Consider the following 15946-nt stretch of genomic DNA (forward strand, 5'->3'; position numbering starts at 1 on the left):
AACAACGCCCTGGTGGGGCGGCAAGCTCGTTCGCCGAAGCGGCGTGGCGGCGTTTTGCCTTTCGCCCAAGGAGCGTGAGGGAGGCTTTTGCCGTTTGCGGGCCGCCGCGGCCATGGCGGCGCGATGGGCGCAAACTGCGTCTAAACTAGCGCCCACCATGAGCATCCCCCCCTTATTTCTGGGACGTCTGCAGTTCATCGGCAGCCTGGCATTCTTGGCGCTTTTCATGGCGCTCGCCCTGGCGCTGTCCTGGCTGCTGCTGTATTTCAAGCTGCGCGCCCGCACCAGCGGCGACGCCGGCTGGACCTTGGCCTATCGTTTCTGGGTACGTATTTTCGCCCTGGCTTTCATCCTGGCGCTGGCTTCCGGGGTGCCCGCGCTGCTGCAGCTGGGCACGGTGTGGTCCGGGCTGATGGACCGGATAGGCAATGTGGCGGGGCCCTTGCTGGGTTTCGCCGTGCTTTCGGTATTCGCGCTGAAATCCTGCTTTCTGGGCGTCATGTTGTTCGGGCAGCGCCGTGTCTCTGAAACCGTCCATACGCTATCGGTGCTGATGGTCGCGCTGGGACATCTGGCCACGGCCTTCTGGGTGCTGGCGCTGGTGTCGTGGACCCAGACGCCGGACGGCGCGGTCGCGGTGGACGCGCGCTTCCAGATCTATGACTGGACCAAGGTCGTATTCAATCCGGCGCTGGGCTGGACGGTCGGCGCCACCGTCCTGGGCGCCTTGCTGGCCGCCGCCTTCCTGGTCATGGGCATCACCGCGTGGCAAGCCTTGCGGCGTCCGCTGGACGACGGAGAGCGCCTGGGTTTTCGCGCCGCGCTCGGCCTGGCCTGCATCGCCGTGGTGCTGATGGCACCCGTGGCGGCGGGAATGGGCAAGCTGATCGCGCATTACCAACCGGCCAAGGCGGCCGCGGCGCTTGCCTATTGGCATGAAGGCGATCCGCCCGACCTGGTGCTGCTGGGTTGGCCGGACGCCCAGAGCGCCACCAACCGCGGCGCCTGGACGCTGACCGGCGCGGCGGCGCGCTGGCTGGGCCGCAATGTCAATGGCCATTTCCTGGCGCTGGAAAACTACGCCAATATGCAGCCGCCGGTGGCGCTGACCTTCTGGTCGCTGCGCCTCGTCGCGATACTGGGCATCCTCATGGCCTGCGCCGCGTGGGCGACCGTCCTCAAGCTGCGCAGGCGCGCCTTCGATCCCTCCTTCCTGTCGCGCCGGTGGCTGCGCGCGCTTTCGCTGATGACCTTCTCCGGCGCGGCCCTGGTCGTATTCGGCTGGATTTTCACGGCCGTCGGCCTGCAGCCCTATGCGGTCAATGGCGCCGTCACGCAGTCGGAAGTCCTGGGAACGGCGTCCACGCGCGCCCTGTTCTACGGCACGCTGGGATACGTCGTGGTGTATGGCCTGTTGTCCACCGCTTTCGTACGCATGCTTTTCCATGCCGCGCGCTACGGCGTCGTGCCGGTTCGCAAAGTGGCGGCGAGCGCATCATGATCGCCACGCTTGCCGCCTCGCTGGGCCTTGCACCCGACGACCCTTCATTCTGGATGCCCCTGGTATTCATGGGGATGCTGTTCGTGGTGGTGGTGGCCGGTACCGTGCTGGATGGCTTCGACCTGGGCGTGGGCATCCTGCTGCCGCTCGCGCCCACGGAGGAGCGCGGCCGCATGATGACGCTGCTCAGTCCCTGGCGCGATGCCAACGAGTTCTGGCTGCTGCTAGGCGTGGGCCTGTTCGCCGCCGCCTTTCCCTTCGCCTGGGGGACGGTGCTGGGCCAGCTTCACGCCCCCTTGACCCTGATGGTGCTGGGCGTCGTGCTGCGCAGCGTGTCGTTTGAATTCCGCCTGCGCGCGCGCACGGAGTCCAAGCCGCGCTGGGTGACGGCGTTCTGGGTGGGCTCGCTGATGACGGCCTTCGGCCAGGGCATGGCGCTGGGCCGCATCGCGACCGGGTATCAGAACACGGCCGGCTATCACGGGTTTTCGCTGTTCGTCGGCCTGTGCGCGGTGGCGGCCTACGTGCTGCTGGGGGCCACCTGGCTGACCATGCGGGTGGACGGCGACCTGCAGCGCCGCGCGGTGTACTGGGCGCGGCATGCGATCCGCTGGACCGCCGCCGGCATGGTGGCCATCGCCGTCACGCTGGGGCTGGCCAACGCCGGCATTTTCTACAAGTGGAGCAACCTGTCCCACCTGGGGCTCGCGGTGGCGGTGTGGGTGGCCATGCTGCTGGGTTTCGTCGGGACCGAAATGGTGTTGATGCGCCTGCCGCGCCATGCCGAGCGCTTCAGCTGGGTGCCCTTCGTGGCCTGCGTTTTCCTGTTCCTGCTGATGCTGGGCGGACTGGCGTACAGCCTGTTCCCCTTCCTGATCCTGGACGATATGACGCTGTGGGACGGCGCGGCGGCGCTGGGATCCATGCGCCTGGTCCTGTCCGGCGCGATCGTGGCCATCCCGCTGATCCTGGTGTTCAACATCCTGGCCTACCGGTCGGTGTTCGGCAAGGCGCGGCAGCCCAGGCGGGCCATGGACGGGATGCCGGGCCAGCCCTGACGGCCGCGGCCGGGCCACCGGCGGTCCGGCCGGTGGCAGCCGTGTCTTCAGGTCTGCAGCGGCAGGGCGATTTCCACGCGCAGCCCGCCCCACGGCGCCGCGTCGAGCGTCAGGCTGCCGCCATGGGCGCGCGTGATGGCATCGACCAGCGCCAGGCCAAGGCCGACGTTCCCCGTCCGCGTGCGCGCATCGTCCAGGCGGGCGAAGGGGCGCAGCGCTTCGGCGCGGCGCTCCGCCGGGATGCCGGGGCCATGGTCCTGCACGGCGAGCAGGGCCATGCCACCGCGTTCGGCCAGGGATACCTCGACCGGCGGCGCGCCATGGTGCAGGGCGTTGCCGATCAGGTTGTCCAGCAGGCGGGCCAGCGCCACGGCATCACCGCGCACGGTCGTCGGCTGGTCGGTGTCGATGCGCAGCGTCACCGGCGATCCCGCGCCCTTCCAGCCTTGCACCCGTTCCGTCAACCATTCGGCCAGCGGAATCGGCGCGTAGCGGTAGCCCGCGGGATCGGTGCCCCGTACGAAGCCGATGAACTGGTCGACCATGTACTGCATGTCCTGCAGATCCTTGCGCAGGCCTTCAGTCAAGACGGCATCGTTGGACATTTCGATACGCAGCCACATGCGCGAGAGCGGGGCTTTCAGGTCGTGCGGCAAGCCTGCCAGCAGCGTGCGCCGAACCGACTCCGATTCCTGCAGCGCGTCCAGCATGGCATTGAAGCGCTCGCCCAGCACGCGCGTTTCATGCGGGCCGGACGGCACCACGCGCTGCGGCTGGCCGGCGGCCAGTTTGTCCGCGGCTTCCGCCAGGCTGGTGATGGGGCGCGTGATGTGCCAGGAGAAGCCGCCGGCCAGGATCAGCACCACCCCGAAGACCGCCAGCCAGGTGATCACCATGGGGGTGGCCAAGGGCGGGTCCAGGCGGTCCAGCGGAATGACCAGCCATTCGCGCAGCTGGGGCGCGTCTTCGCTGGTGGGATTGGGGGCCAGGGAAATGAAGACTTCCGGCCGCGGCCCGCGCGACAGGGCGACGCGGGTGCCGTCGTTCAGGCGCTCGTTCAGCTGGCGCACCAGGCCGCGCAGGTCGCGGCGGACATCGTCGTCGGCGTCGTCGGGGCGCGACCGGCGGTATTCGCGGATCTCTGCCATGCGCGCATCGCGTTCGGCGCTGGACAGGCCGTCGCGCGGCGGCGGCGGTGGCAATCCGCCGCCATGGAAACGTGCCAGTTGCGCTTCGGCGGGCAGGCTGCGGGCCCACAGGTGCCACTGCCCTCCGGATGCATCGCGCACGAAATTGGCGCGGTCCTCGGCGGGTACCTCCGACACCGCCGCACGCAGCGTGCGTATCGTCGTGACGATGTAATCCATGATCACGTCGTCCATGAACCGGTGCCGGTAATGGGAACCGACGGCCAGGGTGCCGGCCTGTGCCAGCAGCATGCAACCCAGCACCAGCAGGATCAGGCGGGTGCGCAGCGAACGGGGCAGCAGGGAACGCGGCGAAAACGTCATCACGGCGAGAAGCGGTAGCCTATGCCCCATACCGTCTGGATCCAGCGCGGCTGCTTGGGATCATCCTCGATGGCACGGCGCAGCCGCAGGATGGCGATATCGATCGCGCGGTCGTTGCGTTCGCCGGCGTCATCGTCGCGGGCCAGCGCCAGCAGGCGTTCGCGCGACAGCGGCTTGCCGGCATTGCGGACCAGCGCTTCCAGCAGGTTGATTTCGCCGCCGGTCAGCTTGACCGCGACGCCCTCGCGCAGCAGCTGACGGGTAGCCGGTTCGAAGACGAAGGGGCCGAAGCTTACCGCCGCATCGCGGGTCAGCGCGGAGGGGCCCTTCTTGCGGCGCAGGACCGCTTCGATGCGCGCCAGCAGTTCGCGCGGATCGAAGGGCTTGCCCAGGTAGTCGTCGGCGCCGGCCTCCAGGCCGATGATGCGGTCCACGGCTTCGTCGCGCGCCGTCAGCAGGATCACCGGGATGTCCTCGCCCTGTTCGCGCAGCCGCCGGCAGGCGTCGGCGCCGTCGCCGCCCGGGAGCATCCGGTCCAGGACCAGCAGGTCGGGGGCGTAGCGCGCAATGCGCGCGGGCAAGTCGGCCGCATCGGGCGCCAGCAGGGTGTCGTAGCCGTGCCGGTTCAGGTAGTCGGCCAGCAGCTGCCGCAGGGCGGGGTCGTCATCGACGACCAGCAATTTGGTATGAGGCGTTTCCATGTCCGCATATTGCGAGGCCGGCGCCCCGCGGGCAAGGGGAGGAAATGGACTGAAATCGGAAAACGAGCTGAACTATACGACACGGCCCTATTTTTGGTCCGATTAAAATACGGCGTTCCAGGAGGAGGCGGAGTGTTTGCAACGGCCAGGGCGACGCCTTCCAGTTTCAGCAGGCCTGCAAGGCTGAATAGATAACGTCGACCCCGGCACCGGAACTTGGCCTTATGCATTTTTTCGTCCGGCGGCGCGCTTGCCGCGCCGCACTTGCCGCCGCATTGGCCTGCTGCGTCCCCATGGGCGCCCATGCCGCGGCCCCCGCGGATCCCGCACCATCTGCGTCGAACCCTGCCGTCCGGGCGGGTTCGCCGGTGCTGCTCGCCCGGCTGGGCCGCGGCCTGGACGCCCTGGCGCCCGCGCTGCCCATGCCCGTCAAGCCGCCCGGCGCCGTCGACGTCACCGCCGAGCTCCCGCCCTGCCAGCCTGGCGGGGCGGCGGCCCAGGCGACCTCCGCCGATGACAGCATGGATGGCGCCGAGATAGGGAAGAGCAGGGCAAAACCCGGAACCGACGGCGCTGAACCCGGAAAGGACGGCGCCGGGACCGGCGAGGGCACCGCGGGGACGGGCCAGCCCGGCGCACAGGCAGGCGATGACGCCGCCGCGCCGAAGGCCCCGGGTGCCGCCGCAGCCAGCGCGGACGCCGGGTCATTGGATTGCGCCGCCGTGCCCACCGCCGCGGCCGAAGCCGCGGACGCCGTCGCCGGCAACCTGGACCTGGATTACGTTCTGCCGCCGCCGGGCTCGACGCCCGTGAAGTGGGGCCGGCCCGTGGGCACGCCCAAGCCCTGGTTCGCCAGCGTATCGCCGGAGGGCGGCATGCAAGTGGGCGACCGCAGCCTGACGTATCGCAATGTGGAAGGACCATCCGTTTCGTTGGGTAGCCTGACGCCGTTTTCTCCCGCCTGGAGCAGCGCCGCCACCATAGGCGGCGTGCAGGTGTCCAACTTGAGCACCAGCGCCGACACCACGGTCCCCGAGGGCAAGCTGGGTTATTCCTCCGTATGGGGACGGATCGACAATACCGACCCCGGCGTCACGGCAGGCGGGGTGCAGTATGGCGCCCCTGCCGGCAGCAACAGCGTGCGCTATGGGCTGACGCCCGACATCACCGTGGAAGGGCAGGTGCAGAGCGCGCGCGCCCTGACCACCACCGGGCTTGGCACCACCTATTCGATGGGGCAGTGGGGCACCGTGCAAGGAGGCGCGACGCAAAGCCGTTTCGACACGTCGGAAGGCTGGCGCTACAGCCTGGGCTACAACGTCAAGGTGTTCGATACGCTCAAGCTGGGCTATGGCAACGAATTAACCAGCAGCGGCTACGGGGACCTGGCCTCCTACCAGGACGGGACGACGGCGACGACGCAGTGGCGCAACACCTTTTCCGCCGGCGTGCCCATCAGCGGCTGGGGCGAGCTCAGCGGCACCTATTCCGGCTTGCGCGACACCAGCGGCGAAATGCTGGAGCGGCGCTACGGCATATCGCAGAGCATGATGCTGTCCCCCAACGTTCGCCTGGCCGTGGGCGCGGACCACGACGTGGTCACCGGCGATTACGGGGTCAACATGCAGCTGACCATGCCCATCGGAGGGCGATAGTGTCGATGTTGTCGTACCCGGGGCGAGGGCGCGCGCCCGCTCCTATAAAATGCCGCGCATGATGCTATCGGCTTTCCTTCATGTCTGAGCCGCGCGCCCTGGAAGTCCTGCGGCGCGTCTTCGGCTACGAATCCTTCCGCAGCGAACAGCAGGCCATCGTGGATCACGTCATCCAGGGCGGCGATGCGCTGGTCCTCATGCCCACCGGCGGCGGCAAGTCGCTGTGCTATCAGGTGCCCGCGCTGGTGCGCGAAGGCACGGGCGTGGTGGTATCGCCCCTGATCGCGCTGATGCAGGACCAGGTCGATGCGCTGACCGAATTGGGCGTCCGCGCGGCCTACCTGAATTCCACCCAGGATTGGCGTGTCGCGCGCGACGTCGAGCGCGCCTTCGTGGACGGCGAGCTCGACCTGCTCTACGTGGCGCCGGAGCGCCTGCTCACGGACCGCTGCCTGGAATTGCTGGAACGCGGGCGCATCGCGCTGTTCGCCATCGACGAAGCGCATTGCGTGTCGCAATGGGGCCATGATTTCCGGCCGGAATACATGGGCTTGTCGCTGCTGCACGAACGCTGGCCGCAGGTGCCGCGCATCGCCCTGACGGCTACCGCAACGGCGGCGACGCGCACGGAAATCGCCCAGCGCCTGGCGCTGGATGAAGCACGCCATTTCGTCGCCAGCTTCGATCGCCCCAACATCCGCTACCGCATCGTCGAGAAGAACGAAGTGCGCAAGCAGCTGCTGGACCTGATCCGCAGCGAGCATGCGGGCGATTCCGGCGTCGTGTACTGCCTGTCGCGGGCCCGCGTCGAAGAAACCGCGGAGTTCCTCTGCAACAACGGGGTGCAGGCCTTGCCTTATCACGCGGGCCTGGGTGCCGCGGTGCGCGCGACGAACCAGTCGCGCTTTCTGCGCGAGGACGGCATCGTCATGGTGGCCACCATCGCCTTCGGCATGGGCATCGATAAACCGGACGTGCGTTTCGTCGCGCATATCGACCTGCCGAAATCGGTGGAAGGCTATTACCAGGAAACGGGCCGCGCGGGCCGTGATGGCCTGCCCGCCAACGCCTGGCTGGCCTACGGGCTGCAGGACGTGGTGCAGCAGCGTCGCATGATCGACGAGTCGCCCGGCGATGAGGTGTTCCGGCGCCGGCTCGGGCAGCAGTTGGACGCGATGCTGGGGCTGTGCGAAACGGTGGAATGCCGTCGAGTGCGGCTCCTGGCCTATTTCGGGCAGCACATTACCGCCTGCGGCAATTGCGACGTGTGCCTGGACCCGCCGCAGGCCTGGGATGGGACGGTGGCGGCGCAGAAAGTGCTTTCCGCGGTGTATCGCCTGTGGAAGGAGCGCGGGCAGCGCTACGGCGCCGGCCACATCATCGACATCCTGCGGGGCAAGACCACGGATCGGGTCAGCCAGTACGGGCACCAGTCGCTGTCGGTCTTCGGCGTGGGCGCGGACTTGTCGGACTCAGCCTGGCGCGGCGTGCTGCGCCAGCTGCTGGCGCAGGGGCTGCTTACCGTGGATACGGAAGGCTATGGAACCCTGGCATTGACGGAAGCCAGCCGGGAAGTGCTCAAGGGTGAGCGGCAGCTGATGTTGCGCCGCGAGTCGCCCAAAGCGGCCCGGGCATCCAAGAGCGCGGGAACGCGCGGGCGACCGCCGGCGGTGGAATTGCCCGCCGAGGCCCAGCCGGTATTCGAAGCGCTGCGCGCCTGGCGGGCCGGCGTCGCGCGCAATCATGGCGTGCCCGCCTATGTCATCTTCCATGACGCCACCTTGCGTGAAATCGCCCTGGCCCGGCCGGAGACGGCGGACGAACTCGGCGGTATCAGTGGCGTGGGCGCGCGCAAGCTGGACGCCTACGGCGACGAAATCCTGGAATGCGTGGCGAAAGGCTGATACCCCCCCGAAGCGCTGCGCGCTTCCCCCCCGGGGGGGCGACGCTGGCGGACCGGCGGAGCCGGATCCGCGGCGTCCCGGATCGGGCGGCACCTGTTTTTTGCGGTGGGGCCTGATTCCGCGAAGCGCGCGCTGGGAGGGCGACGCTGGTGGACGGTGGGGCCGGATCCGCGGTGTCCCGGATCGGGCGGCACCTGTGTTTTGTGGGTGTGACTTGATTCCCGCGAAGCGCGCGCTGGGAGGGCGACGCGGGTGGACGGTGGAGCCGGATCCGCGGCGTCCCGGCTCTGGGACGCCCGGGCTCAGGCGCCGAACAGATCGCCGCTGCCTGCCGTAGCGCCCGCTGGTGGCGCCAGGCCCAGGTGGCGCCAGGTGGTTTGCGTGGCCATCCGTCCGCGCGGCGTGCGCTGAAGGTAGCCGTGCTGGATCAGGTAGGGTTCGATGACGTCTTCGATGGTGTCGCGCTCTTCGCCGATGGCAGCGGCCAGGCTGTCGACGCCGACCGGCCCGCCGTCGAACTTGTGCACGATGGCTTCCAACAGCTTGCGGTCCATCAGGTCCAGGCCCTGCGGGTCGACCTCCAGCATGGCCAGGGCCGCCCCGGCCACCTTGGCATCGATGCGGCCTTGTGCCTTGACTTCCGCGTAGTCGCGTACGCGCCGCAGCAGGCGGTTGGCGATGCGCGGCGTGCCGCGGGCACGGCGGGCCACTTCGTCGGCGCCTTCCGGCGTGATGCTGGCCTGCAGCAGGGCGGCGCTGCGGGTGACGATATGCGCCAGGTCGGTGGCGTTATAGAACTCCAGGCGCGACACGATGCCGAAGCGGTCGCGCAGCGGATTGGTCAGCATGCCGGCGCGGGTGGTGGCGCCGACCAGGGTGAAGGGCTGAAGGTCCAGTTTGACGCTGCGCGCCGCCGGTCCTTCGCCGATCAGGATGTCGATCTGGAAGTCTTCCAGCGCGGGGTAAAGGATTTCTTCGACGACCGGCGACAGGCGATGGATTTCATCGATGAACAGGACGTCGTTCTTTTCCAGGTTGGTCAGCAGTGCGGCCAGATCGCCCGGCCGTTCCAGCACGGGACCGGAAGTCTGCCGCAGCTGCACGCCCATTTCGTGCGCGATGATGTGCGCCAGCGTGGTCTTGCCCAGGCCCGGCGGGCCGAACAGCAGGACGTGGTCCAGCGCTTCGCCGCGCTGGCGCGCGGCCGCGATGAAGATTTCCAGTTGCTCGCGCGCGCGCGCCTGGCCGACGTAGTCGCGCAGGATCTTCGGACGCAAGGCGCGTTCGATGGACTCCTCGTTGGGCGATACGGGCTGCGGCGCCACAAGGCGAGCAGCTTCGGGGCGGGATGAGAGAGAGTCGGACTGGATGGCCATGACAGGAGGGGCAAGAATAGCTTGCCTATCGTACACCACCACCCATGGCCCGCCACGACGCGCTGGACTATGATCCGTCCGTTCTGGCCATACCGCTTGCCACATTCTCTTTGCCACATTGTCTCTGCCAAGGAACCGCCATGTCGCGCGAATTGCCCACCTATACCGATGTTGTCGCCGCCAGCGAAAGACTGCATGGCGCCGCGCATCGCACGCCTGTCCTGACCTCGGCGACTGCCGACGCGCGCACCGGCGCGCGGGTTTACTTCAAGTGCGAGAACTTCCAGCGCATGGGGGCGTTCAAGTTTCGCGGCGGGTATAACGCGATCGCCCGGTTGAGCCCCGAACAGCGGCGCGCCGGGGTGCTGACGTTCTCCTCCGGCAACCATGCCCAGGCCATCGCGCTGGCCGCGCGCCTGCAGGGCGTATCGGCCACCATCATCATGCCGCTGGACGCGCCGGCGGCCAAGCGCGCGGCCACCGAGGGATATGGCGGCAAGGTGGTGACCTACGACCGCTACAAGGAAGACCGCGAGGCGGTCGCCGCGCGGCTTCAGGCCGAGACGGGTGCAACCCTGATCCCGCCCTACGACCATTTCGATGTCATCGCGGGACAGGGCACGGCCGCGAAGGAGCTGTTCGAGGAAGCAGGCGAACTGGACTACCTGTTCGTATGCCTGGGCGGCGGCGGGCTGCTGTCGGGCTCCCTGCTATCCGCGGCGGCGCTCAGCCCGTCATGCAAGGTGTATGGCGTGGAGCCGGAAGCCGGCAACGACGGCCAGCAGTCGCTGCGCGCCGGGCGCGTCATCCCCATCGCCACGCCCAAATCGATTGCCGATGGCGCATTGACCACGCATCTGGGCGAGCTGACCTTTCCCATCATCCAGAAGCATGTCACCGACATCGTCACGGTGACCGATGCGCAATTGGTCGATACGATGAAGTTTTTCGCCGAACGCATGAAGATGGTGGTGGAGCCCACCGGCTGCCTGGGCGCCGCGGCGGCCTTGCAAGCGGTAGTACCCCTGCGGGACGCCCGCGTCGGCGTCATCATCAGCGGGGGCAATGTGGACCTGAAGGCGTACGCCGGCTTCCTGGCTTCCTGATCTCCGTCAAGGTGGGACGGCCCGTGCTTGCATCAACCCGGGCCGACGGCGCAGAATCGACGCTGTTTCCTACGTCGACCCGGGGTGGCGGATGCGTATCCTTGTCATAGGCGGCACCGGCTTCATAGGCCGTCATCTGGTCGCGCGGCTGGGCGTGGCCGAGCACCAAGTCCATGTTCCGACGCGGCTGTACGCGCGCGGGCGCGACCTTCAAGTCGTGCCCACCGTGACCTTGTCGCAGACCGACGTGCACGATGCCGCGGCGCTGGACGAGGTGCTGGCCGATTGCGACGCGGTGATCAACCTGGTCGGCATCCTGAATGACGGCAGCGGCCGTCCCTACGGCAAGGGTTACGCCAGCGCGCACGTCGACTTGCCGCGCCGTATCGCGCAGGGCTGCGTCCGGCATGGCGTGCGGCGGATGATCCACATCAGCGCCCTGGGCGCGGATTCGCATGGCCCCAGCATGTACCTTCGATCGAAGGGTGACGGCGAAGCCGCGGTGCGCGACGCCTTCGCCGCGGCGCCCGGCCATGCCTGGACCATCGTGCGCCCCTCGGTGGTCTTCGGCCACGACGATAACTTCACCAACCTGTTCGCCGGCTTGGCACGCTGGCTGCCCGCACTGCCCCTGGCGGGTGCCCGGGCGCGCATGCAGCCCGTCTATGTGGAAGACGTGGCGGCGGCGATCGACACGATGCTGACCAATCCGCATGCCTATGGCAAAACCTACGAGCTGGCCGGGCCGCAGGTGCTTACCCTGGGCGAGATCGCCGGCATGTGCGCGAAGTGGAGCGGCCATCCGCGCGCCGTGATCAATATTCCCATGGGCCTGGGACGTCTGCAGGCCACGATGCTGGCCTGTCTGCCAGGTAAACCCTTGATGACGCCCGACAACCTGGACAGCCTGACGATAGACAACGTCGCGCGCGAGCAGATGGCGCCCGAATTGGGCATCGTGCCAACGGCGATGGAAGCCGTCGTCCCGGGATATCTGGCGCGCCCACGGGCACGCGAATTCTAGGCGGCCGGTGCTTCAGCGCACCAGCGCCTTCAGCGCCTGCCGGATGCCATCCGATACGCCGACGCCTTCGGGCAGGCCCTTCAGCGCGGTCTGCGATTCCTTTTCCGAATAGCCCAGCGCCAGCAGCGCGTTCAGGATGTCCGACTGGTGGTTCGGCACGGCGTGCGGCGCCGCGCCGATATCCGCGCCCAGCTTGCCGCGCATTTCCAGCAGCAGCCGTTCCGCGGTTTTCTTGCCGATGCCGGGCACCCGTGTCAGCCGTCCCGATTCCTGCAGCGTGATCGCCTGGGCCAGGTCGGCCACCGACAATCCCGACAGCACGGATAAGGCGGTGCGCGCGCCGATGCCGCTGACCTTGATCAGCTCGCGGAATGCGCTGCGTTCGCCCACGGTGGCGAAGCCGTAGAGCAGGTGCGCGTCCTCGCGCACGGTCAGGTGGGTGTACAGCGAAATGCGTGCGCCGTTTTCGGGCAGGGCGTAGAGCGTGCTCATGGGCACGTCCACGTCATAGCCCACGCCGTTCACGTCCACGCAGACGGTGGGAGGCGATTTCTCGATCAGTGTGCCGGTCAGTCGTCCGATCATGTTCTGTGGTTCAGTGGGTTAGCCCGACAATCGTCCGCCGCGCAGGCGCATGCCCGTGCGCCGCGGTGCGAGCGGTTGCTTCAACGCCGCCAGCCGGTCGACCAGCGGCCCGACGTGCGCGTGGCAGATGGCGCAGGCCAGCGCGTCGGCGGAGTCGGGCGCGGGCAGGCCATCCAGCGCCAGCAGGCGCCGCACCATTTCCTGCACTTGTTCCTTGGCGGCCCGGCCGGTGCCGACGACGGACTTCTTGATCTGCAGCGCCGTGTATTCATGCACCGCCAGGCCGCTATCGGCCATGGCGCACAATGCCGCCCCGCGCGCCTGGCCCAGCAGCAGCGTGGACGCGGGATTGGTGTTCAGGAAGACGATTTCCAGCGCGGCCACGTCGGGTTTGGTGTCGCGCACGATTTCGCGCAGATTGTCCAGGATCACCTTCAGGCGGTCGGCCAGCCCGTTCGCCGGCGGCACCACGACCGTGCCGCTGGCGACGTAGCGCAGGCGCGATCCTTCGGCGTCGATGACGCCGAAGCCGGTGCGGCGCAGGCCGGGATCGACGCCGAGGATGCGCATCAGTGGCGGAAGTGGCGGGTGCCGGTCAGCACCATGGCGATGCCGTGTTCGTCGGCCGCCGCGATCACCTCGTCATCGCGCACGCTGCCGCCCGGCTGGATGACGCAATTCGCGCCCGCCGCGACCACCACGTCCAGGCCGTCGCGGAAGGGGAAGAACGCGTCGGACGCGACGGCGGAGCCGCGCAGCGTCAGGCCGGCATTCTCCGCCTTGATGGAAGCGATGCGCGCGGAGTCCACGCGGCTCATCTGGCCGGCACCCACGCCCATCGTCATGCCGTCGGCGCAGAACACGATGGCATTGGACTTGATGTACTTGGCCACCTTCCAGGCAAACATCATGTCCTGCATCTGTTGTTCGGTGGGCTGCTTGCGCGTCACGATCTTCAGCGCGTCCGGGGCGACCGTAAAGGCGTCGGGGGTCTGCACCAGCCAGCCGCCGCCCACGCGCTTGACGTCGAATGCATTGTGGCCGGCGCCGGTGGGCACTTCCAGCACGCGCACATTTTTCTTCTTGGCCAACAGCGCGAGCGCGGCGCCGTCGTAGGCGGGCGCCAGCAGGACTTCGAGGAACTGCTCGCTCACGGCTTCCGCCATGGCGGCATCCACGGGGCGGTTGAAGGCGATGATGCCGCCGAAGGCCGACGTAGGATCCGTCTTGAAAGCCTTGCGGTAGGCCTCCAGCGCGTGCTCCGCCACGGCGACGCCGCAGGGGTTGGCATGCTTGACGATGACGCAGGCGGCGGTGTCGAAGGTGCGCACGCATTCCCAGGCCGCGTCGGCGTCCGCGATGTTGTTGTAGGAAAGCTCCTTGCCCTGCAGCTGCCGGTAGTTGCCGAGCACGCCGGCGGGGCGTTGCGGGTCGACATAGAAGGCCGCGGACTGGTGCGGGTTTTCGCCGTAGCGCAGCGCCTGCTGCTGGCGGATCTGGATCGTCAGCGTGTCGGGCCAGGGATGGCGCGCCGGCGCGGCATCCTGCGCGGGCGCGGCGTCCGCCAGGCTGCTCAGGTAGGCGGCGATGGCGCCGTCGTACGCGGCGGTGTGCGCATATACCTTGGTGGCCAGCGCCAGCCGCAGTGCATAGGACGTGGTACCGGACGCATCGATTTCGCCCAGCACGCGGGCATAGTCCGCCGGGTCGATCACGACGGTAACCCCGCCGGCTTCCGTGCCGTGGTTCTTGGCGGCCGCGCGCAACATCGCCGGCCCGCCGATATCGATGTTTTCGACGGCGTCGGCAAAGGTGCAGCCTTCGCGCGCCACGGTTTCACGGAAGGGGTACAGGTTGACGACCAGCAGGTCGATGCGGTCGATGCCCTGGTCCCGCAGGGTCGCCATGTGCGCTGCGCTGTCGCGGCGCGCGAGCAGGCCGCCGTGGATCTTGGGATGCAAGGTCTTGACGCGGCCGTCCAGGATTTCCGGCGAGCCGGTATGCGCGGCGACTTCGGTCACCTGCAGGCCGGCGTCGGCCAGCAGCTTCGCGGTGCCGCCGGTGGAGAGCAGGCGTACGCCGCGTGCCGCCAGCGAGCGGGCGAATTCAACGATGCCGGTCTTGTCGGAGACCGAGAGGAGGGCGGTTTCGATTTTCATGATGGGAGTCGGGGAAGCGCGAGGCGGCTCGCTAGCGGCGGAGAGTGTTCAAACGTGGATGTTGTGCGCGAGCAGTTTCTTGCGCAAGGTATTGCGCGTGATGCCCAGCATTTCGGAAGCGCGCGACTGATTGCCGCCGGCCCGTTCCATCGCCATTTCGAGGACCGGCCTTTCCACGCAGCGCATCACCATTTCCCACATATCGTGGGGTTCGGCGTCGCCGAGGTCTTCGAAATAGCGCTCCAGGCTGGCGCGCACGCATTCTTCCAGGACATCTTTTTTACTCATATTGAGGCACAACTATTTTTTGTTTATGTGAATGGCGTCAGGCCGCCAGCAGGGTTTGCGTGCGGTCGGCCTGCCCAGGCCGGCCGTCGCGCGGAAAGTGGTCGAACCAGGCGCCCACGGCGCGTGCCTGCGCGGCCGTGTCGTCGATGCGATTCATGGCGGCGCGGAACGCGTCGGCGCCGGAAAGGCCTTCGACATACCAGCCGATGTGCTTGCGCGCGGTCCGGACACCCGTGTGTTCGCCGTAGAAGCGGTAATGATCGTCCAGGTGTTCGAGCAGCAGGTCGCGCATTTCGCCGTAGGTAGGCGGGGCCAGCCTGGCCCCGGTGCGCAGGTAGTGCTCGACTTCCCGGAAGATCCACGGACGGCCCTGGGCGGCCCGCCCGATCATCACGGCGTCCGCGCCAGTGTAGTCGAGGACGAAGCGCGCTTTTTCGGGACTGTCGATATCGCCGTTGGCCACCACCGGAATCCGGACGGCGGCCTTCACGGCGCGGATGGTGTCATATTCGGCGTGGCCGGAGTAAAGGTCGGCGCGTGTGCGGCCATGCAGGGTCAGGGCCGCGATGCCGGCCTCTTCGGCCAGGCGAGCGATGCGCAGGGCGTTGCGGTTGTCGCGGTCCCAGCCGGTGCGGGTCTTGAGCGTCACGGGCACGCCCAGGGGTGCGCAGGCGCGCACGACGGCGTCCAGGATGCGCGCCACCAGGTCCTCGTGGCGCAGCAGCGCGGATCCCGACGCCACATTGCATACCTTCTTGACCGGGCAGCCCATGTTGATATCGATGATGCGGGCACCCTTGCCCGCATTGAAGGCGGCGGCCTCGGCCATCATGGCCGGGTCGGCCCCGGCGATCTGCACCGCGACCGGCGCGATCTCGCCGTCATGGTTCAGGCGGCGCGAGGTCTTGACGCTATCCCACAGGCGCGGGTTGCTGGCGGCCATCTCCGACACGGCGTATCCCGCGCCCAGCCGCTTGCACAGCTGGCGGAACGGGCGGTCCGTCACGCCTGCCATGGGCGCGACCAGCACGTTGTTGGGAAGGGTCCAGGGGCCGATTTGCATCCGCGGATTTTACCC

14 protein-coding genes are annotated in these 15946 nt (G+C 68.1%); 6 read left to right on the forward strand and 8 right to left on the reverse strand.

Annotated features, from left to right (window positions below):
* Window positions 1-157 precede the first annotated feature (157 nt).
* Together AKI39_RS04780 and AKI39_RS04785 are read left to right on the forward strand one after the other, a co-directional pair.
* Window positions 158-1501: a cytochrome ubiquinol oxidase subunit I gene (locus AKI39_RS04780; protein WP_066633031.1), complete on the forward strand. Its 1344-nt coding sequence runs from the start codon at window positions 158-160 to the stop codon at window positions 1499-1501.
* A complete protein-coding gene (locus AKI39_RS04785) occupies window positions 1498-2559 on the forward strand; it encodes a cytochrome d ubiquinol oxidase subunit II (protein WP_066633034.1) in 1062 nt (353 codons plus the stop codon). The genes AKI39_RS04780 and AKI39_RS04785 overlap by 4 nt, the downstream gene beginning before the upstream one ends.
* Window positions 2560-2606: 47 nt before the next feature.
* On the opposite strand, the gene AKI39_RS04790 is transcribed toward AKI39_RS04785, so the two are convergent.
* The gene (locus tag AKI39_RS04790) at window positions 2607-4070 is read right to left on the reverse strand and encodes an ATP-binding protein (RefSeq protein ID WP_066633036.1); all 1464 of its coding nucleotides are present in this window, start codon (window positions 4068-4070) and stop codon (window positions 2607-2609) included.
* A complete protein-coding gene (locus tag AKI39_RS04795) occupies window positions 4070-4771 on the reverse strand; it encodes a response regulator (RefSeq protein ID WP_066633038.1) in 702 nt (233 codons plus the stop codon). The genes AKI39_RS04790 and AKI39_RS04795 overlap by 1 nt, the downstream gene beginning before the upstream one ends.
* A 224-nt stretch (window positions 4772-4995) precedes the next feature.
* Between AKI39_RS04795 and AKI39_RS04800 the strand changes: the two genes are divergently transcribed.
* Window positions 4996-6426, forward strand: coding sequence for a hypothetical protein (locus AKI39_RS04800; RefSeq protein WP_066633045.1), 1431 nt, complete (start codon window positions 4996-4998; stop codon window positions 6424-6426).
* 80 nt (window positions 6427-6506) lie between these two features.
* Window positions 6507-8330, forward strand: coding sequence for a DNA helicase RecQ (gene recQ, locus AKI39_RS04805; protein ID WP_066633049.1), 1824 nt, complete (start codon window positions 6507-6509; stop codon window positions 8328-8330).
* A 302-nt stretch (window positions 8331-8632) separates the two neighbouring features.
* On the opposite strand, the gene ruvB is transcribed toward recQ, so the two are convergent.
* Window positions 8633-9706, reverse strand: a complete 1074-nt coding sequence (gene ruvB, locus AKI39_RS04810; protein ID WP_066633052.1) for a Holliday junction branch migration DNA helicase RuvB — start codon at window positions 9704-9706, stop codon at window positions 8633-8635.
* 140 nt (window positions 9707-9846) lie between these two features.
* Between ruvB and AKI39_RS04815 the strand changes: the two genes are divergently transcribed.
* On the forward strand, window positions 9847-10812 hold the full coding sequence (locus tag AKI39_RS04815) for a threo-3-hydroxy-L-aspartate ammonia-lyase (RefSeq protein ID WP_066633054.1): 966 nt from the start codon (window positions 9847-9849) through the stop codon (window positions 10810-10812).
* Between the two features lie 91 nt (window positions 10813-10903).
* Entirely contained in the window at window positions 10904-11836 is a 933-nt protein-coding gene (locus tag AKI39_RS04820) for a complex I NDUFA9 subunit family protein (protein ID WP_066633057.1), read from the forward strand.
* A gap of 12 nt (window positions 11837-11848) precedes the next feature.
* On the opposite strand, the gene ruvA is transcribed toward AKI39_RS04820, so the two are convergent.
* Genes ruvA through dusB form a run of 5 tightly spaced genes read right to left on the reverse strand, consistent with a single transcriptional unit; the run spans window position 11849 to window position 15931 of the window.
* The gene (ruvA, locus tag AKI39_RS04825) at window positions 11849-12421 is read right to left on the reverse strand and encodes a Holliday junction branch migration protein RuvA (RefSeq protein ID WP_066633059.1); all 573 of its coding nucleotides are present in this window, start codon (window positions 12419-12421) and stop codon (window positions 11849-11851) included.
* A gap of 18 nt (window positions 12422-12439) precedes the next feature.
* The gene (gene ruvC / locus AKI39_RS04830) at window positions 12440-12991 is read right to left on the reverse strand and encodes a crossover junction endodeoxyribonuclease RuvC (protein WP_066633062.1); all 552 of its coding nucleotides are present in this window, start codon (window positions 12989-12991) and stop codon (window positions 12440-12442) included.
* Window positions 12991-14580 (reverse strand): bifunctional phosphoribosylaminoimidazolecarboxamide formyltransferase/IMP cyclohydrolase, encoded by a 1590-nt coding sequence (gene purH, locus AKI39_RS04835; protein ID WP_066633065.1) that lies wholly within the window; start codon window positions 14578-14580, stop codon window positions 12991-12993. Before purH ends, ruvC begins: the two co-directional genes overlap by 1 nt.
* A gap of 48 nt (window positions 14581-14628) precedes the next feature.
* Window positions 14629-14868 (reverse strand): helix-turn-helix domain-containing protein, encoded by a 240-nt coding sequence (locus AKI39_RS04840; protein ID WP_066633074.1) that lies wholly within the window; start codon window positions 14866-14868, stop codon window positions 14629-14631.
* Window positions 14869-14905: 37 nt separating this feature from the next.
* Complete coding sequence (gene dusB, locus AKI39_RS04845; RefSeq protein WP_066633077.1) at window positions 14906-15931, reverse strand: tRNA dihydrouridine synthase DusB; 1026 nt, start codon at window positions 15929-15931, stop codon at window positions 14906-14908.
* Window positions 15932-15946 lie beyond the last annotated feature (15 nt).

This window comes from Bordetella sp. H567 (assembly GCF_001704295.1).
In the GTDB taxonomy this organism is placed as follows: domain Bacteria; phylum Pseudomonadota; class Gammaproteobacteria; order Burkholderiales; family Burkholderiaceae_B; genus Bordetella_C.